The sequence below is a fragment of the Acinetobacter sp. ANC_7588 genome (genome assembly GCF_056783995.1).
In genome coordinates this window covers 50,983-75,540 of record NZ_JBWYIU010000011.1, presented here as the reverse complement: position 1 = coordinate 75,540, position 24,558 = coordinate 50,983, and the positions used below count along the sequence as shown (strand labels likewise).

Sequence of the window (24,558 nt, the reverse complement as noted above, 5' to 3'; positions counted from 1 at the left end):
GAATCTAGTATACCCATTTATAAATTGCTGAATAGTAATATCACATTGCTAAATAGTGATCATTTATTATAGACACCAATCAGATGAGACTTTTGATCTATTACTTATTGAGTCGTTTTAATTCAACAATCTAATTACAGTGTATAAAGTTTTATAAAGGTAGAAATTAGACTTAAGTGCCAATTTCCATCAAATCTGATTTAATTTAAACCAATATGTCTATTTTCTCTACGCTTTTAAGCGACGATTTCAAATTTATTCCACTCCAAATAAAAAAACCCAAACATCATCTGTTTGGGTTCGTTTTTTGAATTTTCACATTTATTCTGCAGGCATATCAATTTGTCGATGCGCAGATTGTAAATAGTCATCTGATTGCATTTCGAGTAAGCGTGAACGTGTGCGTTCGATTTCAAACGCTAATTTTTCGCCACTATATATATCAATGATACTGGCATGTGAGGTTAGTAATAATTTAACACCACGATCATAGAACTCATCGACTAAATAAATGAATCGGCGTGTTCCTTCTGATAAATAATCATTCAGATCGGGAACATTACTGACTAGGACAGTGTTATAAGTGTTCGCAATTTCGATAAAGTCCGCAGGACTTCGTGGCTTCATACAAAGTTCAGAAAACTCACACCATAATACATCTTCAGTATGACCAATTGTATCGACATTACGTCCATTAATGATGATCGGTTCTTCACTCACATTTTGAGCACTGGTTAATGCTGAAAAACGTTGTGCCATCCATACCTGATTATCATGGCTTAAAGGTGATTTGAACAACTGCGCTTGTTTCAGTACACGCAAACGATAGTCAACACCTGCATCCACATTCAAAATGACACAATTCTTTTTTACCATTTCAATCGTTGGAATAAAGCGGTCGCGATGAATACCGTTCTTGTATAAACCATCTGGTGCAATGTTTGATGTCGCAACAAGTGTAATTCCACGAACAAATAGCTTTTGGAATAAATCACTTAAAATCATCGCATCCGTGACATTTGATACAAAGAATTCATCAAAACAGATCACAACCGCATCTTTGTAAATTTGATCAGCAACGATGTCGAGTGGATTTTGCTGTCCTGAATTTTTATTTAACTCTTTATGCACATATTGCATAAAATGATGGAAATGCATACGCGTCTTACGACGGAATGGTATCGCATCATAAAACTGGTCCATCAACCAAGTTTTTCCACGCCCAACACCACCCCACATATAAACACCCTTCGGGGCTGTTTGACGGCGAAAACGTCGAAACGCTTTTTTAGAAGCTTTATATCGTAAGATCAGTTCTTCCCAAACACGATTAAGTTCATGTACAGCTTGAGCTTGAGCATCATCAGGCATAAATTGTCCTGACGAAATTGCGTGAGCATAACGTTCTGCAGGTGATTGCGGAGTGTGACTTAAACTATTTTGCGAAGAATGAGAATGGAACATAGATATTGATTACTTTTTTAGGCCGTCGGAAGTATAACGAATATTTAAAAAAATGATAAATAACACTTTGGCATATACCATTTGAGCATACATGCTGAGGTTATTTCCCATACTGTCGTGGACTTTGTCCAAACCATCTTTTAAAAGCATGGTTAAATGCTGCAGGTTCTGAATATCCAAGCATTTCAGCTATTACTTCGATTGAATACTCTTTGTACTCAATTAATCGAAGCGCTTTCTCTCGAATGAGTTGCTCCCGTATTTGCTTATAGCTTGTATCCAGTTGGTTAAGCTGATGTCGCAAAGTACGCTCTGGAATATTCAATGCTTGAGCAGTTTCTGCCATTGTTGGAATCTGCCCCGTTTGTAAATCCAAATAATCGTGAATTCTTTGAATCAACTGGTGTTGATTCAATTGTTGTGCATTCAATCTTTCGATTTCAGCATTACATCTTTGTTGATGGACATTAAATGTGATTTGATCAGCTGAAGGCAACTTCAATTCTAAAATTTCAGCATCAAAAATCAGTCGAAATTTCTCTTGTTCAAACCGAACTTGTTCACCGAAATAATTCAAATACTTGTTCAAAAAAATGGATTCTTTCGGTCGTGAAAACGGCAATTCAATCTGCACTTCAGGAAAGGGCAATCCTATCATTTTGTAGATATCTTGCACGAATTTAACCGTACCTGAAATTTCACATTGAGCCCTGAACTCATCAACTTCACTTTGTAAATTGAGTGGCTCATAACATAAAGCCGCATAGACACTCGTCTGCTCTAATGTAAGCCTACCCGATAAATGGGTAAGCGCTTGATAGCGTATTCCATTTGTGAGAGCCGCACCGACATTCGAGCTTGTGACCAACAGCATGAGAAGCGGACCATAGCCTGCGAGCGCATAATGTTGACCGACATCCAAACCAAGCAGCGGGTTAACCCCTTTAGCAATAATTCTTTGAATGATTTGTTCTAATTCAGGTTGAATCGTTGAACTCGGATCTAAGGCATCCGCCTTTAAACCGACAGCTTCCAATCTTTCGTCCACATTTATTCCGACCTGTCGCATGCCCTGTATGAGATACAACAAACCGAGAATCGACCTTTTCATAAAACAGAATTTTAAAATTAAAGTTGCATATGTTTTACCCTAAAAAAAAGGGAAAGAATATTGCCGAAAATATCAATATTAAATGTCAATGAAATCATGTCAGTTTCAGTCCAGACTGCTTATGATAGCTTCAAATAATATAAACGAGTATTAAAATGGAAATTACATCAGATCAGCTAGATACAAATTCAGTCGACTTAACTGAAACGCAACTCATCAAGAAAAATACTAAAATTGCGATTATCGGCGCCGGATTTGGAGGATTAGCCACAGCTATTCAACTTCTTAAACGCGGTATCAAAGATTTTGTTATTCTTGAAAAAGCTACAGATGTAGGTGGTACTTGGCGTGAAAATCAATACCCGGGTGCTGCATGTGATGTGCAGTCTCATATGTATTCATTATCTTTTGCACCTAAATCTGATTGGACAAAACGATATGCTGAAGCACCTGAAATTTTTCAATATATTCAATATCTTATTCAAGAATATGATTTAAAAAAATTTATTCAATTTGATACCGAAGTCATTTCGACACGCTTCGATGAGCAAGCTCATGCGTGGGAAATCTCCATCAAGAATCAAAGTGCTCTACGCAGTCAATTCCTTATTTTTGCCTCTGGTCCATTGCATATTCCTCAAATTCCAAAGATTAAAGGTATCGAAAAATTTAAAGGCGAAGTATTCCACTCATCATCTTGGAATCATGCTTATGACCTGAATGGTAAACGTGTAGCCAGTATCGGCACAGGTGGAAGTGCAATTCAATATATTCCTGAGATTGCACCAAAAACCAAACAGTTATACGTGTTTCAAAGAACTGCTGCATGGGTAATACCGCGCGATGAACGTGCTTATAATGCTTTAGACAAAAAACTGTTTGCCCAATACGACTGGTTTAGAAAATTGCATCGAGCGCGCTTGTATTGGTCAAATGAATCACGGGTAGTTCCGATTGTAAAACCTCAAATGATGCGACTGGGTCAAAAACTTGCAGAAGCTTTTATTCGCTTCCAAGTCAAAGATAAAGAAATAGCAAAAAAATTGACACCAGATTACACCATGGGGTGTAAAAGAATTTTGGTATCAAATCGATATTTCCCAACATTTAATCGCAAGAATGTAGAGCTCGTGACGGACAGCATCCAAGAAATTACTGAAAATGCGATTGTTACCAAAGATGGGCAAGTACGAGAAATAGATTGCTTAATTTACGGTACTGGTTTTATTACTGATCCACGAATTTATTTAAAAGATTTTAAATGTTATGGTGAAAATGGTATTGAGTTGAAAGAAGCATGGAAAGAGGGTGCTGAAAGCTACTATGGAATTTCTACCAAAGGATTTCCAAATCTCTTTCAACTTTTAGGCCCGAATACTGTTTTAGGTCATAACTCTGTAATTTTTATGATCGAATCTCAAGTGAATTACATTCTACAACTGATTGAAGCTGTAGAAAAATCCAAATCCAAAGCAATCGTGGTCAAAGATGTAGTCCAAGAAGAATTCAACCGTAAAATCCAAGAAAAATTTGCAGGCACAGTTTGGCAATCTGGCTGTGTGAGTTGGTATCAGCAAGAAGGCGGAAAGAATTTTTCACTTTGGCCGAGTTATACATGGAAGTATTGGCTAGAAACCAAAAATGCAAATCTAGCCGATTACCGTTTCTTGAATTAAATGAATAAAAAAAATCAGCTCAATTGAGCTGATTTTTTTTACTGAGCCAGCGCTTTTTGAATATCATCTTCAATGCTTTCTGGTTTAGTTGTAGGTGCATATCGATTAAGCACTTTGCCATCTTTTCCAATCAAAAATTTGGTAAAATTCCACTTAATTCCACTTCCTAAAATGCCTTTGCTGTTGTTGGTGAGATACCGAAAAATCACATGGGCTTCAGGACCTTTTACATCCACTTTAGCGAACATCGGAAAGGATACACCGTAATTTCTCTGGCAAAAACTACCAATTTCTTCGTGCGTACCCGGATCTTGCCCACCAAATTGATTACACGGAAATCCTAATACCTCAAAACCTTGATCTTTATACTTTTCATACAGCGCTTCCAACCCTGCAAATTGTGGCGTAAATCCACATTTGCTGGCTGTGTTGACTATCAATAGCACTTTACCTTCATAGTCCGAAAATTGCTTATTTTCCCCTTCTAGCAATTCTGCCTCAAATTGATAAATATTGGTCATGGATAGGTTTCCTCATCATTTTTTTCTTGGGTTTTTAATTCTAATGAAGCTGAGTTTACACAATAGCGAAGACCTGTAGGTTCAGGTCCATCCTCAAAAACATGACCTAGATGTGCGTCACAATGATGACAAACAATCTCAGTACGAATCATGCCATGTGAGTGATCGTCATGTTCTTCAATGACTGTTTGGTTGATTGGACGATAAAAACTAGGCCATCCACAACCACTGTCATATTTGGTTTCTGAAGTAAATAAAGGTTCGCCACAGCAACGACAAACATAAGTTCCTTCTTGTTTGGTATTCCAATATCGCCCTGTGAAAGCAGGCTCAGTTCCCTTTTGACGGGTAATGCGATACTCCTCTGGTGATAACTCTCTTTGCCATTCTCGGTCTGTTTTATTGAGTTTTCCCATGATTAACTCCTTTAAATCTTTGACATTCAATGTCATGCTTCAGTACCTTCATATTTACGCTAGAGCTTGAAAAATTTCTAGCTAAATTTCTACATAGATTGTGATATTTAGTAATCTATTTTTATTCACTCAAAAATAATTGGATGGGAATATGTCCGTTTTAGGTAACACTACTCCACGCGAAATTAAGAAATCGTCTAAGCTCGAGCATGTATGCTATGACATTCGTGGACCTGTGTTACGCGCCGCCAACGAAATGGAAGAAGCCGGACATAAGATAATTAAACTCAATATCGGCAACCCAGCGCCCTTCGGTTTTGAAGCACCTCAAGAAATTATCAATGATGTTGCGTTGAACTTACCAAATGCAATTGGCTATACAGACTCAAAAGGGATTTTCCCTGCCCGCAAAGCGGTTTGTCAGTACTATCAACAAAAAGGTATTTTCAATATGCATGTCAATGACGTTTATATTGGGAATGGTGTTTCTGAGCTGATTGTAATGGCTATGCAAGGCCTGTTAGATGACGGCGATGAAATGCTGGTGCCAATGCCAGATTATCCATTATGGACTGCTGCCGTTAATCTTTCTGGTGGTACAGCAATTCATTATAAATGTGATGAAGAAGATAATTGGTATCCTGATATTCAGGATATGGAAAACAAAATTACGCCTAATACTCGTGGGATCGTGATTATCAATCCGAACAACCCAACGGGTGCTGTTTATCCACGTCATGTCTTAGAAAAAATTGTCGCTCTTGCAAAAAAATATGACCTGATTTTATTTGCTGATGAGATCTACGATAAGATCGTTTACGATGGAATCGAACATGTATCGGTCGCTGCCCTTGCGGGTAATCAACTGTGTATTTCATTTAACGGATTATCTAAATCCTATCGAATTGCTGGATACCGTTCAGGCTGGATGGCAATTACGGGTGATAAGACACGTGCAGCAGATTATATTGAAGGTCTAGACATGCTCGCGTCAATGCGCCTGTGTGCTAACCATCAAGCTCAATATGCTATTCAAACTGCATTGGGTGGCTACCAGTCTATCAACGATTTAATTCGTCCAGGTGGTCGTTTGTATGAGCAACGCAATATTGCTTGGCAAATGTTGAATGAAATCCCAGGTGTAAGCTGTGTTAAACCTGAAGGTGCAATGTATTGTTTCCCTAAACTTGATCCTGAAATTTATCCGATTCAGGATGATGAACAGTTTATGCTTGACTTCCTCAAAGCAGAAAAAGTGTTATTGGTACAAGGCACAGGATTCAACTGGCCTACCCCTGATCATTTCCGTGTGGTGTTCTTGCCTGCTGAAAATGAACTTCGTGAAGCGATTAACCGTTTAGGAAGATTCTTGGCGAAAATGCGTTAATTCAGTCGTTTTATGTGAATGATGTATTTAAAACCCCCAGATTTCAATCTGGGGGTTTTATATTTAATATTTTGATTATTTCATGATATTAATTTCATTTTGATTATATACAAGCACCCTTCTTTTCCTTTATCGTGATTAAGCATTATCCATGCACAATACTATAAAAAACATTTAGGAAAAAAGATGAAAAAGACGCTAACCGCACTGACTCTATCGATTGGCTTGTTATTACCCCTAACGAGCTTTGCTAAAAATAACGTTGTTGTCGTTGCAACTGGGGGAACGATTGCTGGTGCTGGTGCTAGTTCAACCAACAGCGCCACTTACACTGCCGCAAAAGTTCCAGTAGATGACTTACTGAATGCCGTCCCTCAAATTAAAGATTTAGCCAATGTGAGTGGCGTACAAGCAATGCAAGTTGCTTCTGAAAGTATTACGGACAAAGAATTACTTTCCCTTGCCCGCCAAGTCAATGATTTGGTTAAAAAGTCAGATGTAAATGGTATTGTGATTACACATGGCACAGATACTTTAGAAGAAACCGCTTTTTTTCTTAATCTAGTCGTACAAACGGAAAAACCTATTGTTGTTGTCGGCTCAATGCGCCCATCTACGGCTTTATCTGCGGATGGCCCACTAAATTTATATAGTGCAGTTGCTCTGGCAGCAGACCCGAGTGCAAAAAATAAAGGGGTGTTCGTCCTTATGAACGATAGTATTTTTGCAGCTCGAGATGTGACTAAAGGCATTAATATTCATACTAATGCCTTTGTAAGCCAATGGGGAGCTTTAGGGACGTTAGTAGAATCTAAACCTTATTGGTTCCGAAGTTCTGTTAAGCGATTTAATCAGCGGTCAGAATTTAATATCGAGAATATTAAGGGTGATACACTCCCATTAGTTCAAATTGTCTATGGCTCTGGCAACATGATTCCTGATGCTTATCAAGCGTATGCCAAGGCTGGGGTTAAAGCCATTGTCCATGCAGGTACAGGAAACGGCTCAGTCGCGAAAAATATTGTTCCCACGCTGAATCAACTTCAGCAAAGTGGTATACAAATTGTACGTTCTTCACGAGTGCCACAAGGATTCGTTCTCCGTAATGCCGAACAGCCAGATGACAAATATGGTTGGGTAGTTGCACATGACTTCAACCCTCAAAAAGCTAAAATTTTAACCGCGCTTGCTTTAACCAAAACCAAAGATGCAAAAGAAATACAACGCATGTTCTGGGAATATTAAGCCCAATTTTCATGTTATAAAAAAGTGCCGAATGGCACTTTTTTTGATTGATATAAAATCGCCTTTATTCAAATCGAAGATAATTTGTGCGAATCATATAAAATATCGTGGATTCTCAGCTCTAAATCACTTTGCATGATAAAATACGCTCTGCTCTTGTAAAGGACTCATCTATGCAGTTTGTTCATCTCGGTGTTCATACAGAATTTTCTATTACTGAATCAATCGTACGTATACCTGATCTAATGAAGTCTGCTGTACAGGATTCTATGCCTGCACTCGCGATGACAGATTTATCGAACTTACATGCAGCAGTGAAGTTTTATACCTCGTGTCTTAAAAAAGGGATTAAACCTATTTTAGGAAGTGTGATTCGTTTGAATGATGAATCACATCGTATGACTTTACTGGCGATGAATAATGAGGGTTGGCGTAGTTTAACTGAAGTAGTATCGCGCGGCTTTATTGAAGGACAACAACTCAGTATCCCGTGTGTAAAAAAAGAATGGGTGTTAGAACAAGCGCCGGGCATGATTGCACTTTTAGGGATTAAAAGTGATGTTGGAGAAATGCTGTGTTCAAGTAGCCCTGAAAAAGCTGAACCCTTACTTGAAGCTTGGATAGAAAAATTTGGCAATCGTGTCTATTTAGCACTCACGCGCACCAATCGCCCACAAGAAGAAGATTTTATTATTGAAGCTGTTAAATTAGCCGCAAAATATCAAATCGGTGTTGTCGCTCATAATGATGTTCATTTTATTAGAGAAGAAGACTTTGAAGCCCATGAAGCGCGCGTCTGCATCGCAGATGGCTATGTTTTAGGTGATAATCGTCGTCCACGTACTTACAGCCCTGAGCAATATTTCAAAACAACAGCGCAAATGGTGGAGTTATTTGCTGATATCCCCAGTGCTATTCAAAATACAGTTGAAATTGCTAAACGCTGTAATGTGACACTTCGCTTAGGTAAATACTTTTTACCTGACTATCCAATTCCTGAAGGTCATACAATTGATACCTTCTTTGCCCATTTGTCTAAAGAAGGATTAGAAGAACGTCTTAATCACCTTTATCCTGTGGAGAAACGTGGAGAAGACTGGCCTGATATTCGCAAAGAATATGACGATCGATTAGATTTCGAAATCAAGATCATTAACTCGATGGGATTCCCAGGTTACTTCTTGATTGTCATGGACTTCATTCAGTGGTCCAAGAACAATGGCGTACCTGTAGGCCCGGGCCGTGGTTCAGGTGCAGGCTCATTAGTTGCATACAGTTTAAAAATTACAGATTTAGATCCACTACCATACGGACTTCTTTTCGAACGTTTCTTAAACCCTGAACGTGTTTCGATGCCAGACTTTGACGTGGATTTTTGTATCGCAGGTCGTGATCGTGTAATTGATTATGTAGCACGAACTTATGGGCGTGACGCTGTATCTCAAATTGCAACCTTTGGTACGATGGCAGCGAAAGGTGCAATTCGAGATGTTGCACGAGTTTTAGGTAAGTCTTACGGCTTAGCAGATCGTATTTCTAAAATGATCCCGACTAAACCTTTGGGTTTAAGTTTAGAAGAATCTTTAGAAGCCGAACCACAACTTAAAGATATTGTAACCAACCCATCCAACCCAGATTATGAAGATGCATCAGAAATCTGGGAAATGGCGCTTAAACTTGAAGGAATAACGCGTAACACTGGTAAGCACGCAGGTGGTGTTGTAATCGCACCGACCAAGATTACGGACTTCTCAGCTGTACTGTGTGACGAAGATGGTACCGGTCGTGTCGCTCAATTTGATAAAGACGATGTTGAGGCGGCAGGACTTGTTAAATTTGACTTCTTGGGATTGCGAAATCTTACTGTAATTGAAGATGCTATTCAGCACATTAACCAACGATTGAAGTTTGATATACCTCTAAAGATTGAGAATATTCCGCTAAATGACAAAGCTGCATATTCGATATTTGCCGAAGCAAATACCACTGCGGTATTCCAATTTGAATCCGTGGGCATGAAAAAAATGCTCAAGGAAGCACGCCCAAGTAAATTTGAAGAAATTATTGCTTTCGTGTCATTGTACCGCCCGGGCCCAATGGATCTAATTCCAGACTTTATTCATCGTATGCATGGTGGAGAGTTCGAATACTTACATCCTCTATTAGAAGGTGTCTTAGAACCTACCTATGGGATTATGGTATATCAAGAACAGGTTATGCAAGCAGCTCAGTATTGTGCCGGATATAGTCTAGGTGGTGCGGACTTACTTCGTCGTGCGATGGGTAAAAAGAAACCTGAAGAGATGGTTAAACAACGCCAAATCTTTATTGAAGGTGCTGCAAAAAAAGATATCGATGAGCAAACGGCGAACCATATCTTCGACTATATGGAAAAATTTGCAGGCTATGGTTTCAACAAATCACATGCTGCAGCCTATGCATTAGTGGCTTATCAGACGGCTTGGTTAAAAGCACACTATCCTTCTGAGTTTATGTCCGCTGTACTGACTTCGGAAATGCAAAACACGGATAGTATCGTATTCTTGATTGATGACTGTCGTAACAATGGTCTCGACGTGTTACCACCTTCCGTCAATATGTCGATTTATCAATTCCATGCAATTGATGAAAAAACCATTGTATATGGTCTAGGTGCAATCAAGGGTGTTGGTGAAGCAGCTATGCAATCCGTCATTGATTCACGTAAGCAACTTGGACCTTATAAAGATTTATTTGATTTCTGCCATCGCATTGATCTGAAGAAAATCAATAAACGTACACTTGAAGCTTTGATTCGCTCAGGTGCATTAGATTGTCTCGGACTTGAACGCGCGACTTTAATGGCTCAATTGCCTGAAGCTGTACAAGCTGCCGAACAAGCTCGTTCAAATCGCGAAACTGGCATTATGGATTTATTTGGTGAAGTTGAAGAAGTTCAACGTAAACCTACTAAACCTGTAAAACCTTGGTCTGATGAAGTCCGTTTAAAAGGTGAAAAAGACACCTTAGGTTTATACTTAACGGGACACCCGATTGATGTGTATCGCCCCGAGTTAAAAGCATTTATTTCTAACAAAATTAATGAGCTGACTCCAACACGTCGTGGCGTGACTACAGTATTTGCCGGCTTGGTTGTGGATGTCGCAAATTTCCCTAACCGCATGATGATCACACTCGATGATGGTACTGCTCGAATTGAAGTCTCAGCAAATCATGAACGCTTCCAACGTTTTAAAGACATTATTGTGAATGAAAGAGTGATCGTGATTGAAGGTGAAATTTATGAACGTGAAGGCTTCGACCGTCCGATGGGACGTCTTACAAAAGCGTTTACATTAAATGAAATTCGTCAAAAACGTGCGAATCACATCCTCATCAAATTACAACCTGAGCATATTCAGCCAAATCTTGGTCAAGAGCTTTCGCAGATCATTCAACCATTTTGTAATGTAGATATGTGTCAGCATGTGCCATTACAAGTACAACTCGACTTTCCATATGCAACGGCTGATTTTCATTTACCACCGCAATGGAATGTCGCACCACTCGATGACTTATTGTTCAAACTGCGCGACTATTTTGGTAAAGAGGCCTTACATGTGGAGTATCATGTCAAGTCAAAAGCTGCACGTTCCCACGCCGTGGAACCAAAATCAGAACCAGTCATCACATCACATGCCTCTCCACCTGACCAGATCAGTATGGATGAAGCAATGGATCAATACATGACGGAAGTCAGTCAATACTCTTAATTTTGGAAGATTTATGAATTTAATTGATAATGCTGCTGTCTCAGCGCATTTGTCTCATGTGCGTATTGTCATGGTGAATACTACCCTGCCTGCGAATATCGGTAGCGCACTTCGAGCAATGAAAACCATGGGGCTTTCAAAATTGGTTTTAGTAGCACCTAAAACTTATCCTCATCCTGATATTGATGCACTTGCAGCAGGTGCAACCGATTTAATTGATCAAATTCAGATTGTAGAAACGCTTGAAGAAGCCATCGCAGATTGTCATTTAGTCTTTGGTACAAGTGCTCGTAGCCGAACTATTCCATGGCCTTTATTAGATGCTCGGCCTGCTGCTGATAAATCGATGCAAGCGGTGATCAAAGAACAACAAGAAATTGCCGTAATATTTGGGCGTGAAGATCGCGGATTAACCAATGAAGAGTTGGCCTTGGCGAATTACCATGTGACCATCCCTGTGAATACAGACTATGGGGTACTCAATGTCGCTCAAGCCATTCAAATTATTTGCTATGAAATGCGAATGGCGACCACGGCTCTCATGGAACAAGTTGAAGATCCTCAAGCAGTTATGAAAGTGACTGATGAAGATTCTATGCATTGGGATGAGCCGTTGGTAACACATCAACAGATGGAACAATTTTATCCTCATTTTGAAAAAATGTTGCACGAAATCGAGTTTTTAGACCCAGAAAACCCACGATTATTGCCTTTACGCTTGCGTCGCTTATTCGGACGTATACAATTAGATCGTATGGAGTACCATCTTCTTAGAGGTATTTTCAGTCGTGTTCAGGCATTGAACAATGGCACATGGAAAAAGTCAGATTCTAAAGAGAAATCAAAAGATGCTTAAACAGCTTAAAGAAGATATTCAAGCTGTGTTTGCCCGCGATCCTGCGGCGCGCAACACATTTGAAGTTTTAACCACTTATCCAGGAATTCACGCACTGATTATGCATCGTGTTGCGCATGAGCTTTGGAAAAAAGAGTGTAAAACTTCAGCCCGCATGCTGTCTTCTTTTAGTCGTTTTGCAACTGGTATCGAAATTCACCCAGGTGCCAAAATTGGCAAACGTTTTTTTATTGATCACGGTATGGGTGTGGTCATTGGGGAAACAGCTGAAATTGGTGATGATGTGACGCTCTATCATGGCGTGACATTAGGTGGCACCACTTGGAATAAAGGCAAACGTCACCCAACTTTAGAAGATGGTGTAGTCGTTGGCGCAGGTGCGAAAATTTTAGGACCATTTACCGTGCATAAGAATGCGAAGGTGGGTTCGAATGCTGTGGTCACCAAAGAAGTCCCTGAAGGTGCTACTGCCGTAGGTAACCCAGCGCGATTTATTATTAAAAATCAGCAAAAAGATTTGGACAAAGAATCCGAACGACGCAATTATGCAGAAAGCATCGGTTTTCAGCCTTATGCGACAACCCAAGATCAATCAGATCCTATGTTAGAAGGTATGCGAGTATTATTGGATCGTATACAGCACAATGAAAAGCGCATGAACACTCTATGTCAGCGACTTTCATTACTTGATCCAACATTTAATAACGCTCAAAGTAATGGACAACCATTTAGTGCTGAAGAGTTAAAAATCATTGACGAAGTTCGTCGTGAGTGCGAAGCTCAAACTGCACAATCAAAAGCTTAATGTATAAGTTTGACTAAGTTAGGTGAATCTGAGTTGCATGTTGTTTCGACTTTTCATAGACTCAGATACAACCTGAACTAGAATTTAAAAACATAATATTGGAAGAAAATATGACGATTAAGCCCCTTATTGCCACCATGATCGCTGTTTCATTATTGAGTGCTTGTAGCTCTCCAGCAGTTAAAAAACAATCTAAAACAAACGATCCAATCGTCTTTTCTGAGCCTGATTTAAGTGCGCCATTTTATGCATTAAATCCTTTTAATTATAGCCAACCTCCAGTATTCGAGCTTGAACTTAAAAAAGCTGCTGCTGCACCACTTCAAAAACTTGAGGTGACTGATCCAAATAATCCAAACAGAAAGATGATCCTCGACCAAAACAAATTAATCGTACCGACTGTGAATAGTTCACAACGTGCGATGAAATACACGGTTTTAGCGGGTCAAAATGAAATCGATATTACAGAAATTGATGACTTCCTCCAGATGGTTGAAGGTAAAGCACGTCACTATCCTCCTCGCTTTACAGATCGTCAAGAACGTCGCGGTTTTGAAGCTAAATTACGTGAAGTTTCAGCTCAACTAGATACTTTAGCAGCGAAAGATAACGCGTCATTCGATATTTTAATTCGTGCATTTAAAGCAAGTATATTGGGTCGTAACCTTGATCTTGGTTCTGCTTACACCACTAAATCTTTAAAATATGCACAACAAATCCTTAAGATCAACAAAGAAGACGCTGAAGCGAACTTCTGGTTTGGTTTCTCTTTGTCTGAAGGTGGTGGTCAAAAAGAAGCTATTCCATATATCGATAAGGCCATCAAAGCGGGTGTTCAAGAAGCTTATCTCGTAGCTGTTAATAACTACCTCGCATTGAGCCAAAAGAAAAATGCAATCACAACTTTAAAAAATTACAAGGTGAAATATCCTGAAGAAACTGAAGTTGCTGACCGCTTGATTCAAGAAATTGAGAAACAAGGTCGTTACAATGTTTGGCAAATTTTAAACAATCCAGCGAAATCATAATCTTATTAAAAAAAAATAGACTGATCATTCAGTCTATTTTTTTTAGCACTTATTTTTATCTCCCTAAAAATAACGTATGCTCAGCGTTAATGATTCATGCTGACAGTTGAAAATATGTTTATGATGAACAATAAATACATCGGCGTCCTACTGCTCGCAACACCACTATTTATGACAGGTTGCCAAGTCGTCAGTGTAAAAAATCAAGCGCTTAATGTTTCGATCGCGAATGAACGAGATAGCATATTAACGCGTAAAAAAATGAGTGAAGCGAGTCTGAATGTCCTCTCCATGACAGGCAGTGAGGCTGAAAGTTGTTCTAATGATCCAGATAAATGCGTATCTGATCTAAAAAAAATAAAACAAATTCAAGATGAACAACTGTATTCAACTGCAAGTGAAGCATATTTGACACGGGCATTAACCCTCAGTAATTCTTCTGATTGTAATACCAGTTTAATTAATAAATATCAGTCAGAAGAAAAGCAAAAACTTCATCAAGAAAACTATAGTCAATGTCTTGACCAACAGTTAGCAATGCTTGATAAAAGTATTCGTTATAGTTATGCCTATCTATTCAAGACAAAACGCCAACCAAGCGACCGTATTTTCGATAATAGACAAGTTCAAATACGAGATTTCTACAATCAAGCCTTGGCGAAAATGGTGATGACCTATGGTATGCGCTATACGGGTGAAAAAGTTCCCAAACAAATAAAAATTGGTCAAAGCATTTATACCATCAACTATGACCATTACCCTCAGATTGCTAATCGAAAATTAGATAGCCTGCTTTCAAGCTACAATCTCAATTTTAGCGGATTGCGTTCGATTAACCGTCGAGATGGTTTCGGTGCGGAATTTGTCGCAACGCTTCCAGCGCCAGAGCGAAATAGCGATTCGGGTAAATATATTGTAGATCCATTAAATCACGCTTATAAAAATGGTCGTAATCCTAACATTCATCCACCACGTTATCTTTCAGTCACGATGACCGCTGAGCCTGCGCGTCAAAGTAATGTAGAGGATATTCTGAATGACCCGCATTTCACCCTGAATATTTATGATCCTTATGGATTAGATCAATTAAAAGTAGGTGGAAAAGTTTATCCCTTAGCTGCGAATTATTCTGCACCTTATGGTTTGTGGCTTGCCGAAAATAACTTAGGTGCTGCTGCATATTTGAGTTTGATTGATCGTGACAATACAATCACAATGCCTCATCTCTTTATGCTCGAACCCTATAATCCAAACAAAAAAATTATTGTCTTGGTGCATGGACTTGCAAGCAGTCCAGAAGCTTGGATTGCATTAACCAATGACATTATGGGAGATAATGTTCTAAGAGAGCATTATCAAGTTTGGCAAGTATTTTACTCAACCAATATGCCAATTTTAGAAAGTCGCTTTCAGGTGAATGCGATCATTCAACAAGCATTTAATTCACTTGATCAATCTACAGCATCAGCTAAAGATGCAGTTCTGATTGGACATAGTATGGGTGGTATTATTTCAAGATTATTGGTGAGCCAAGCTGATTTAACACAATCTGCATTGTCTCAATTAAAAAATTCTCAAATTAGCCGCTTTAAGAATGAACCTTTATTTAAAGCTCGTTTACAAATCAAACCTGTGCCACATTTTAATCGTGCTATTTTCTTAGCAGCACCTCATCGAGGGACAGATTATGCTGATCGTTGGTTTACACGAGCTGCGCGTAAAGTGATCAAGTTGCCAGGTGCATTCTTGGGTGCATTTGCTGAATCGCTCTCAGATAAAGATATTAATATTAAACATTTTGTCAAAGACTTAGGTCATGGATTGATTCAAAATGGTCCGAGTGATCTGAGTCACAACTCTCCTTTCACCAAATTAACCTCACCTGTGACGCCAATTAAAGGATTTAAATTTCACTCCATCATGGGGAATGTGACTGAGAGTAAAGATCCTACTGTTATGTCAGATGGGATCGTGCCTTATCAGAGTGCGCATCTTAAAGGGGCACAATCTGAGATTATTATCAAAGGTGGTCACTCAATTCAGGAAACGCCTGAAGCTGTGTTGGAATTAAGACGAATCCTAAGACTTCATTTGACAGAGCTTGGAATTGCCAAATAACGATTTCCTTTAGCTTTTATCAGCCGATGTATCAAAGATGCATCGGCTTTTTGTTTTTATAGTCCCAAAGTACGACTTTTGAATCCCACTCATATTTTTAACTACCTTCTCCATATAATATTTGAGAAAAAATGGATAACGATTAGAACAAACTGGATAGCCTGACTCCGTTAATCACTGTTCAATAGATTCAAAGATAAATGAAATCAAGTGATATAAGGAGTTAGACCATGGGATCTCGTAGCAGCATCGAATGGCATGATTTTATTGAAGGATGTATCGATTTTCGACCAGAGGATGGCGTCTATCGTATCGCACGTGACATGTTTACTGAACCAGAACTTTTTGATCTAGAAATGGAAATGATCTTTGAAAAGGTGTGGATCTACGCGTGTCATGAAAGTGAAATTCCAAAACCAAATGACTTTGTCACTGTTCAAATTGGTCGCCAACCGCTCATCATTAACCGTGATGGTCAAGGTAATTTAAATGCAATGGTCAATGCCTGCGAGCACCGTGGTGCTACATTGACCCGAGTTGCTAAAGGTAATCAATCCACATTTACCTGCCCGTTCCATGCTTGGTGTTACAAATCGGATGGTCGCCTCGTAAAAGTTAAAGCTCCTGGTGAGTATTGTGATGACTTTGATAAATCATCACGAGGTCTAAAAAAAGCACGTATTGCAAGTTATAAAGGATTTGTCTTCGTTAGCTTAGATACAACAGCTACAGACACCTTAGAAGATTATTTAGGTGATACACGTGTTTTCCTTGATCTTATGGTTGAACAATCACCTACAGGTGAATTAGAAGTTTTACCGGGTAAATCAGCATATACCTTTGCTGGAAACTGGAAACTACAAAATGAAAATGGTGTAGATGGCTACCACGTAAGTACTGTTCACTATAACTATGTCTCTACAGTTCAATATCGTCAGCAACTGAATGCACAAAAAGGGACAGGACCAAAGGACACACTTGATTACAGTAAATTAGGTGCTGGTGATGACACAACTGATGATGGTTGGTTCTCATTTAAAAATGGTCATAACGTTTTGTTTAGTGACATGCCTAACCCAACTGTACGTCCTGGTTACGCAACTGTGATGCCATATCTGGTTGAAAAATATGGTCAAAAACGTGCTGAATGGGCAATGCATCGTCTCAGAAACTTGAACTTATACCCAAGCCTTTTCTTTATGGATCAAATCAGTTCGCAACTTCGTATTATTCGTCCAGTTGCGTGGAATAAAACTGAAGTCATTAGCCAGTGTATTGGTGTTAAAGGTGAGTCGGCTGAAGCACGTCGTAACCGTATTCGTCAATTCGAAGATTTCTTCAACGTATCGGGCTTAGGCACACCTGACGATTTAGTCGAATTCCGTGAACAACAGCGTGGTTTCCAAGCTCGTTTAGAACGCTGGAGTGACATTTCGCGCGGTTATCACAAGTGGAATTATGGCGACAGCCCGAATGCTCAAACATTAGGGATCAAACCAGTCATCACGGGTACTGAAATCACTCAAGAAGGTTTATATGTCAATCAACACCAAGTTTGGCGCGATCTCATGTTAAAAGGCTTAAAAAATAAAGCACTTAAACTCACTGAAGATACTTCTGAACCACACGAATGCCCTGCATCACAAGCGACAACTGAGGAGGCTTAATCATGACACAAGCTCTTGTACATCAAGTTTCTCAATTTTTATATGAAAAATCTGCGCTTTGTGACAACTATGAATGGGACGCATATCTAGAACTCTATGACGAAGACAGCGAATACCACATTCCACAATGGATTAGTGACCATGAATACGTCACTGATCCAAACCAAGGGCTTTCATATATCTATTATGAAAACCGTGCTGGCCTTGAAGATCGCGTATTCCGTATAGGAACTGGTAAAGCTGCATCAGCTACGCCCCTTCCGCGTCTCATGCATGCGATTCACAACATCCGTGTAAAAACACTTGAAGACGGATTATTAGAAGTTAAAGCGGGTTGGTCGACATTCTATAACCGCCAAGGTTTAGAAGGCTATTTTTACGGGCATGTCACTTATATCCTTCGTCAACATGAAGACACTTTCCGCATTCGTAAACAGCACACCATTTTGTTGAATGACAAAATTGATTCTGTGCTCGACTTCTATCACGTTTAAGGAGTAAAAGAATGAGTCATTCTGTTGCACTCAACTTTGCAGATGGTAAAACGTTCTTTATCTCTGTGAATAATGATGAGCTTTTACTTGATGCTGCGTTCCGTCAAGGTATCACATTGCCTTTAGACTGCCGTGAAGGCGTTTGCGCAACCTGTCAAGGGCAATGTGAAAGTGGCAATTACACTCAAGATTATGTCGATGAAGAAGCATTAACCGAACGTGATCTGGCAGAGCGTAAAATTTTAGCTTGTCAAACACGAGTGCAATCGAATGCTGCATTCTATTTCGATCATGACTCAAGTTTCTGTAATGCTGGTGAAACACTTCAACTCGAAACCAAAGTGACTCACGTAGAATTAGTCTCTGAAACTACGGCAATCATTCATGTAGATGCCAGTCAACATACGCAGAAAATTGATTATTTACCGGGTCAATATGCTCGATTAAAAATTCCTGGTGCAAATGATTGGCGTTCTTATTCCTTTGCCAATTTACCCAATGAAGGTAATCAATTACAGTTTTTAATTCGCTTACTCCCGCAAGGTCTCATGAGTGACTATCTGCGAGATCGAGCAAAAGTTGGGGATACAATTTTACTCGAAGCACCTTTAGGAAGTTTTTATCTTCGCGAAGTGGAAAAAGACAAGCCATTAGTCTTTGTCGCAGGAGGTACTGGATTGTCAGCATTTTTAGGAATGCTAGATCAAATTGTGAAACAACCTCAAATTCCACCAGTACATCTGTATTATGGTGTAAACAAAGAGCAAGATTTGTGTGAACAAGAAAGGTTAAAAGCATACTCAGCTAAGATTCCACACTTTGAGTATCATCCCGTAATCGGACAACCTTCTAATGATTGGACTGGAAAAAAAGGATTTATCCACGAACATTTAGATCAATCGCAATTAAGCGAATCAGCATTCGATATGTATTTGTGTGGTCCGCCACCAATGATCGATGCTGTCAAAAATTGGTTAGCTGATCACCAGATAGACAACGGACGTGTTTACAGTGAGAAGTTTATTCAAAGTCATAGCTCTAGATAATTAAATGAGCTGATGACAATCACTAAGGACTATCGTTAATATTCTTTGCAAACGATAGTCCTTTTTTGTTCTAACGTTTGAATATATGGAAATTTTAAATGCAAAAAATAATTGTAAATGACGTTATTGATCGGGAAAAAATGTCCCCTTTACAATGGACAGTTTTCTTTCTGGGGTTTTTGGTTTTTTTCTGTGATGGATTAGACACTGGCATCTTAGGCTTTATTGCACCAGCATTGTTAGATGATTGGGGGATTTCAAAACCAGATCTAGCACCTGTGCTGAGTGCGGCCTTAGTAGGCATGTCGATCGGCGCCATTATCTCAGGACCATTATCAGATAAATTTGGACGCAAGGGTGTCATCGTAATGACGACTTTGTTGTTTTCAATTTTCACCATCATGTGTGGATTTGCTTCTAACACACAAGAACTTATGATCTATCGTTTTATTACAGGGGTCGGACTTGGTGCGGCTATGCCGAATATCAGCACAATGGTATCCGAATACATGCCTCTAAAACGTAAAGCATTCCTGACCGGATTAGCAGGTTGCGGATTTATGTTAGGGATCTCAAGTGGCGGTGTCTTATCTGCGTTCTTATTAGAGAATCAAGGGTGGGCAAATGTCATTATTATTGGCGGTGTAATCCCACTCATTGTATTGGTATTTTTGATTACCAAGTTACCTGAATCACCTCAATACCTCATCAAACAAAATCGTCAAGAAAAAGCAAAACCAATTCTTGAGAAGATTCACGGTCAAACATTTGATCAAAGTACTGTATTTGTTCTACCTGAAGCAGAAGTATTAGATCCTAAACAAAGCCCTGTTAAAATTTTATTTAGCAAATACTTTTGGGGTTCGGCAATGCTTTGGCTGTGTTGCTTTACCAGCCTAATGGTGTTTTATCTGTTAACCAGCTGGATGCCAACTATTCTTAAAACCGCTGGATTTACAACAGAGCAGTTTAGTTTAATTGCAGCGATTTTCCCATTCGGCGGTGTAATAGGTGCATGCTTTATGGGGTGGTATATGGATAAAGTTAATCCAAATACTGTGATTAAATATTCTTATCTCGCAGCATTTGTATTGTTCTTCGTTGCAGCATTCGTAAGCCAAAGTATTGTTTTACTCGGTATTGCAATTTTCTTAATTGGCGCATTATTAGTGGGTGCTCAATCATCACTACTTCCATTAACAGCACTGTTCTACCCTTCAGTGTGCCGCGGTGTAGGTGTTTCATGGATGCATGGTATTGGTCGTATCGGTGCGATCTTAGGTGCGTTCTACGGATCACTGATTTTTACTTTTGAATTATCTCTTGCAGGTATTTTCTATGTCCTAGCAATTCCGACATTTATTTCGTTTATTGCGCTCGCATTAAAAGGACTAAAACAACCTGAATCAGCTAATACATCAACTGCTGAAATGACGCAGTAATTTAAAATCAGTCATTAAAAAGCCCCCAATAAAGGGGCTTTTTTTAAACCATAATTTTAAGAGTTTCACTCGGGAGAACCCCATATTTGGCTTTGTATTCTTGAGAAAATCGTCCTAAATGTCTGAATCCCCAGTCATAAGCCAATCTTGAAATGGAAATATTTACATTGTTCTGCAGCAAAGCATGATGAATCTGTTCAAGTCTATAGTTTTTTAAATAATCCATAGGACTCATATGCAGCGCTTGTTGAAACTCACGGTATAAAGTCGATTTTGATGTCCCCGATATCATGACTAAATCTGATGCATCCAACTCTTGATCTGCAAAACGATGAATAAACTCTCTGACCACCATGACTGGCTTCGGAAGCTGATACTCTTGGAGCGATCTTAATTCATTGGAATAATTATTGTGCTGGGTTAAAAGCAAAGCCTTAATCAAAAAACTTTCATAATCTTGAGAAAGCAGATTTAAACCATCAAAACGAGAATAATCTTGCCTGAGCGATAAACATTGTTGAATATTATTCCACCACAATCTTAGGAAGTTATCTTCACTAAATGGCATATCTGGTTCAAAAATCACCCGCTCTTTAACAGGTTTAGAAAGCAAGTTGGAAAGTACAGATTTGACACTTTCTTCAGGAATCACCACTTGAAATTTTTTACAATTACGGTGAATGATCAGTTCTTGCTGATCCTGACTAGAAACAATGATTCCATTATTACTGTGTGATAAATGAGTTTCTCCATTCATACGCAATGTTTGCTGTCCATGAATAGGCAAACTGATACTGTATGCACCTAGCTGCTGAATTTGAATAGACACATCTGTGCCATAACTGATACAGCCAATTGCCATTTTTTTACTCGGCAAGCGTATACCTGAATAATGAAAATCAAGCTGATCTTTACGAGCAGTTTCTAATTGATGTGAACCACAAATAAGGCTCATTAATCGTTGAGCAACATTCAATTCACGCGATGCGTGACTAAGATCCTTATGTTGGCTGAGTGTGATCATCCTGTTCACCTAGCTATTTTGAATCATGATAAATACTATAAAACATTTTTAATAATAATGTCGAAATAAAGTCTCTTTGCTTCGACTAAATATTTACATATATTTTTGAACACAGATTAGTAAATTAAAAAATACTAATTTGGTATCTTATATTACTTAAAAGGTATTTTTATTTTTTATAATATTTTCATTAACTTATATTAAAATCATAATGATAAAAAATTCGGTATTATTTGACATTCAGCGATTATAGAGATAGATTTTTAAATAACGTCCTAAGGATAGGACTGATATAAATAAATGTAATTTTTTTCAATTACCACTATAGCTATTATATTTTAAAATTATTATTTCTGGTCTGAATATTGCTTCATTTATTTATATCGTAAATCTCATTCCATGATATCAATTTAACACTACTGTCGTGGTACGGACTACTAATGAGCCAAAAGGATTCACAATGAACCAGCTTCATTCCTCTCAGCTAACTGGGCAAAATTTTAGTAATGAATCAATTTTCAACAGTCAAAACTTGGTCTTCAATCAAGCAGATTTGAGCGAAACTTGTAAAAATGTAGGGCAAATTTTTAAGCCTCATGCTCTTAAAGTGTTAAAATCAGCTAAAAATTTTAGTGCAAGCATGCATCATGTTCAAACTGGGGCTCTTTCTATCAGCCGCTTGGAATATGGCGCAGATGTATTGATCGAACCAGATCAACTTGAAAAGTTTTATCTTATTCAGATTCCTACTCGAGGTTATGCTGAAATTGAATTTGGTCAAGATAAATTTATTTCATACTCAGAAGTAGCGTCCATTATCTCACCTGACCAATCACTCAGAATGCGCTGGCGTGCTCACTCCCCTCAACTCATTCTCAAAATTTCAAAAGATGATTTTGCACATCATTGTCAGCAACATATCGTGAAATCTGAACAAAAAAATGTAATTTTTAATCCTCGACTTGATTTTACCACTCAATCTGGTGGTTATTTTCTGCAACTTTTGAGAACCATGATGGATGCACTTAAATGTGAGCATCATCCTCTCCACCACCCACTTGCATTTAAGCAGTTTGAATCAAATCTATTTAATGCGCTAATTTATGGACAACCAAATAATGCTTTTTTTAAAGCAAATTCTCATCATGAGAAAAAATTAGCGCCCTACTTTATCAAACGTGCTGAAGCATACATTCACCACCACTTACATGAACCACTCAACATAGAAGTCTTGGCGGAACAATCAGGTGTAAGTGCACGAACACTCTTTGCAGGATTCAAAAACCATTTTGGCATTACCCCTATGGCATATTTACGTGAGCTTCGTTTTGAACAAGCTCATCTTGAACTGATGAATAATGAACATGCCACGGTCACTGATGTTGCATTTAAGTGGGGCTTTACTCATTTAGGTCGTTTTTCACAAGAGTACAAACGTCGTTATGGCGAGCTGCCATCATCAACGCGTAAGATTACACAAAATTCACTCTTCTCTTAATTTTATGTCTGTCAATAAAAAAGCCTGTGAAATCACAGGCTTTTTTTGATTAGAAATGATGAATGTATCGAATTTGAAATCGATCGCCTTCAGTTCTATTTTTTGCATCATGCTCGAAATATGCATTTGCGATGACATGATTTTTTGGCGAGTGACTATACATAAGTCCAGGTCCAACTGCCCACACACTTTCTTTGCGACCATCGACTTTTACACCATCAACTTTAGTATCGGTAAGCTGTTTTAAATAGTACCCACTTAAACCCAATCGAATCTGATCATGTACAGCATATTCAGATGCTAGGTTAATGTGTACTGCTTGCCCCGCTTGGATGTCATCAGCAGCACCAAAACCATAAGTTGGATCATCATTTTTAAAATTATACAAATAATGAGCGCGTGTCGAAGCTGTCCATTTCGGATTAAACCAATACGTTGCAGCCCAATATGGATTGAAGGAAAATGCATTATTACCCGGATTAATATCACGGTTTTGCTGATATTCCCCTGTTGGCAAATTTATCTGTAATTCAATTCGATGGACAAATTTTGGTCCCTGTTCACCCATGACTGGATCAAACTGGAGAAATGGACCAATCATCAAATCTCCAAATCCACTTTTAGCTTTTAAGGCTTGATTATTTAAACCATCGTCAACACTTATTTTACTTAAATAAGGGATAAGTAAATTCAAACCTAGACTTGAATGAGCAGTCGGTTTATAGGTCGACATGTAACTTAATTGCTCGACAATCACTTGATAATTTAAATCTGTTTTGGGCAGCGGAAGCTTTTGTCCACTCGTATCTCTCAACTTATCACTGTCATAATGTTGAAAATACGTTTGCGAATACCAACCAGCTCCAGCTGGTAGTCCACCATCTAGAAAGCTGGTCATACCCAAATTCACAGTCGGTAAATCATAAGCAAAAACATGTGATGAATTTGCTGTAGTAAACAAGGTTAAAGCACTTAATATAATTTTATTTTTCATGTGTATTTCCCATA

General features: G+C 38.7%; 19 protein-coding genes. 13 read left to right on the top strand and 6 right to left on the bottom strand.

The annotated features are described in order from the left end of the window. Positions 1-321: 321 nt before the first annotated feature. Both zapE and AC1M9J_RS11255 read right to left on the bottom strand, forming a co-directional pair. Positions 322-1,464: a cell division protein ZapE gene (zapE, locus tag AC1M9J_RS11260; RefSeq protein WP_481587652.1), complete on the bottom strand. Its 1,143-nt coding sequence runs from the start codon at positions 1,462-1,464 to the stop codon at positions 322-324. Positions 1,465-1,564: 100 nt separating this feature from the next. Next, positions 1,565-2,575: an AraC family transcriptional regulator gene (locus tag AC1M9J_RS11255; RefSeq protein ID WP_481592100.1), complete on the bottom strand. Its 1,011-nt coding sequence runs from the start codon at positions 2,573-2,575 to the stop codon at positions 1,565-1,567. Between the two features lie 155 nt (positions 2,576-2,730). Between AC1M9J_RS11255 and AC1M9J_RS11250 the strand changes: the two genes are divergently transcribed. After that, positions 2,731-4,251, top strand: a complete 1,521-nt coding sequence (locus tag AC1M9J_RS11250) for a flavin-containing monooxygenase (protein WP_481952325.1) — start codon at positions 2,731-2,733, stop codon at positions 4,249-4,251. Between the two features lie 38 nt (positions 4,252-4,289). On the opposite strand, the gene AC1M9J_RS11245 is transcribed toward AC1M9J_RS11250, so the two are convergent. Both AC1M9J_RS11245 and msrB read right to left on the bottom strand, forming a co-directional pair. After that, positions 4,290-4,772, bottom strand: coding sequence for a glutathione peroxidase (locus AC1M9J_RS11245; RefSeq protein ID WP_035266096.1), 483 nt, complete (start codon positions 4,770-4,772; stop codon positions 4,290-4,292). Further along, positions 4,769-5,188, bottom strand: a complete 420-nt coding sequence (gene msrB, locus AC1M9J_RS11240; RefSeq protein WP_035266138.1) for a peptide-methionine (R)-S-oxide reductase MsrB — start codon at positions 5,186-5,188, stop codon at positions 4,769-4,771. Before msrB ends, AC1M9J_RS11245 begins: the two co-directional genes overlap by 4 nt. A 151-nt stretch (positions 5,189-5,339) precedes the next feature. Here msrB and AC1M9J_RS11235 point away from each other — a divergent pair, with 151 nt between their 5' ends. The 11 genes from AC1M9J_RS11235 to AC1M9J_RS11185 all read left to right on the top strand — a co-directional run bounded on the left by AC1M9J_RS11235 (position 5,340) and on the right by AC1M9J_RS11185 (position 21,028). After that, positions 5,340-6,575: a pyridoxal phosphate-dependent aminotransferase gene (locus AC1M9J_RS11235; protein ID WP_035266106.1), complete on the top strand. Its 1,236-nt coding sequence runs from the start codon at positions 5,340-5,342 to the stop codon at positions 6,573-6,575. A gap of 186 nt (positions 6,576-6,761) precedes the next feature. Continuing rightward, a complete protein-coding gene (locus AC1M9J_RS11230) occupies positions 6,762-7,820 on the top strand; it encodes a type II asparaginase (protein ID WP_481952324.1) in 1,059 nt (352 codons plus the stop codon). A 173-nt stretch (positions 7,821-7,993) separates the two neighbouring features. Next, positions 7,994-11,572, top strand: coding sequence for a DNA polymerase III subunit alpha (dnaE, locus tag AC1M9J_RS11225; RefSeq protein ID WP_481952323.1), 3,579 nt, complete (start codon positions 7,994-7,996; stop codon positions 11,570-11,572). Positions 11,573-11,585: 13 nt separating this feature from the next. Continuing rightward, a complete protein-coding gene (locus AC1M9J_RS11220; protein WP_092767753.1) occupies positions 11,586-12,428 on the top strand; it encodes an RNA methyltransferase in 843 nt (280 codons plus the stop codon). Further along, the gene (gene cysE, locus AC1M9J_RS11215) at positions 12,421-13,233 is read left to right on the top strand and encodes a serine O-acetyltransferase (RefSeq protein ID WP_035266113.1); all 813 of its coding nucleotides are present in this window, start codon (positions 12,421-12,423) and stop codon (positions 13,231-13,233) included. Before AC1M9J_RS11220 ends, cysE begins: the two co-directional genes overlap by 8 nt. A 110-nt stretch (positions 13,234-13,343) precedes the next feature. After that, positions 13,344-14,261 carry an ABUW_2363 family tetratricopeptide repeat lipoprotein gene (locus AC1M9J_RS11210; protein WP_092767751.1) on the top strand — a complete coding sequence of 306 codons (918 nt, stop codon included), beginning with the start codon at positions 13,344-13,346 and terminating at the stop codon, positions 14,259-14,261. 114 nt (positions 14,262-14,375) lie between these two features. Continuing rightward, positions 14,376-16,379 (top strand): esterase/lipase family protein, encoded by a 2,004-nt coding sequence (locus AC1M9J_RS11205; RefSeq protein WP_481952347.1) that lies wholly within the window; start codon positions 14,376-14,378, stop codon positions 16,377-16,379. Between the two features lie 230 nt (positions 16,380-16,609). Beyond that, complete coding sequence (gene antA, locus AC1M9J_RS11200; RefSeq protein WP_035266117.1) at positions 16,610-18,046, top strand: anthranilate 1,2-dioxygenase large subunit; 1,437 nt, start codon at positions 16,610-16,612, stop codon at positions 18,044-18,046. Between the two features lie 2 nt (positions 18,047-18,048). Beyond that, a complete protein-coding gene (gene antB / locus AC1M9J_RS11195; RefSeq protein ID WP_035266119.1) occupies positions 18,049-18,540 on the top strand; it encodes an anthranilate 1,2-dioxygenase small subunit in 492 nt (163 codons plus the stop codon). Between the two features lie 11 nt (positions 18,541-18,551). After that, positions 18,552-19,586, top strand: a complete 1,035-nt coding sequence (antC, locus tag AC1M9J_RS11190) for an anthranilate 1,2-dioxygenase electron transfer component AntC (protein ID WP_481952322.1) — start codon at positions 18,552-18,554, stop codon at positions 19,584-19,586. 98 nt (positions 19,587-19,684) lie between these two features. Then, on the top strand, positions 19,685-21,028 hold the full coding sequence (locus AC1M9J_RS11185; protein WP_481952321.1) for an MFS transporter: 1,344 nt from the start codon (positions 19,685-19,687) through the stop codon (positions 21,026-21,028). A gap of 43 nt (positions 21,029-21,071) precedes the next feature. On the opposite strand, the gene AC1M9J_RS11180 is transcribed toward AC1M9J_RS11185, so the two are convergent. Beyond that, a complete protein-coding gene (locus AC1M9J_RS11180; protein WP_481952320.1) occupies positions 21,072-22,052 on the bottom strand; it encodes an AraC family transcriptional regulator in 981 nt (326 codons plus the stop codon). A gap of 460 nt (positions 22,053-22,512) precedes the next feature. On the opposite strand from AC1M9J_RS11180, the gene AC1M9J_RS11175 reads away from it, so the two are divergent. Next, the gene (locus tag AC1M9J_RS11175; protein WP_092767742.1) at positions 22,513-23,550 is read left to right on the top strand and encodes an AraC family transcriptional regulator; all 1,038 of its coding nucleotides are present in this window, start codon (positions 22,513-22,515) and stop codon (positions 23,548-23,550) included. Positions 23,551-23,599: 49 nt separating this feature from the next. Here the strand turns inward: AC1M9J_RS11175 and AC1M9J_RS11170 are convergent, their stop codons facing one another. Then, complete coding sequence (locus AC1M9J_RS11170) at positions 23,600-24,544, bottom strand: SphA family protein (RefSeq protein WP_481952319.1); 945 nt, start codon at positions 24,542-24,544, stop codon at positions 23,600-23,602. Positions 24,545-24,558 lie beyond the last annotated feature (14 nt).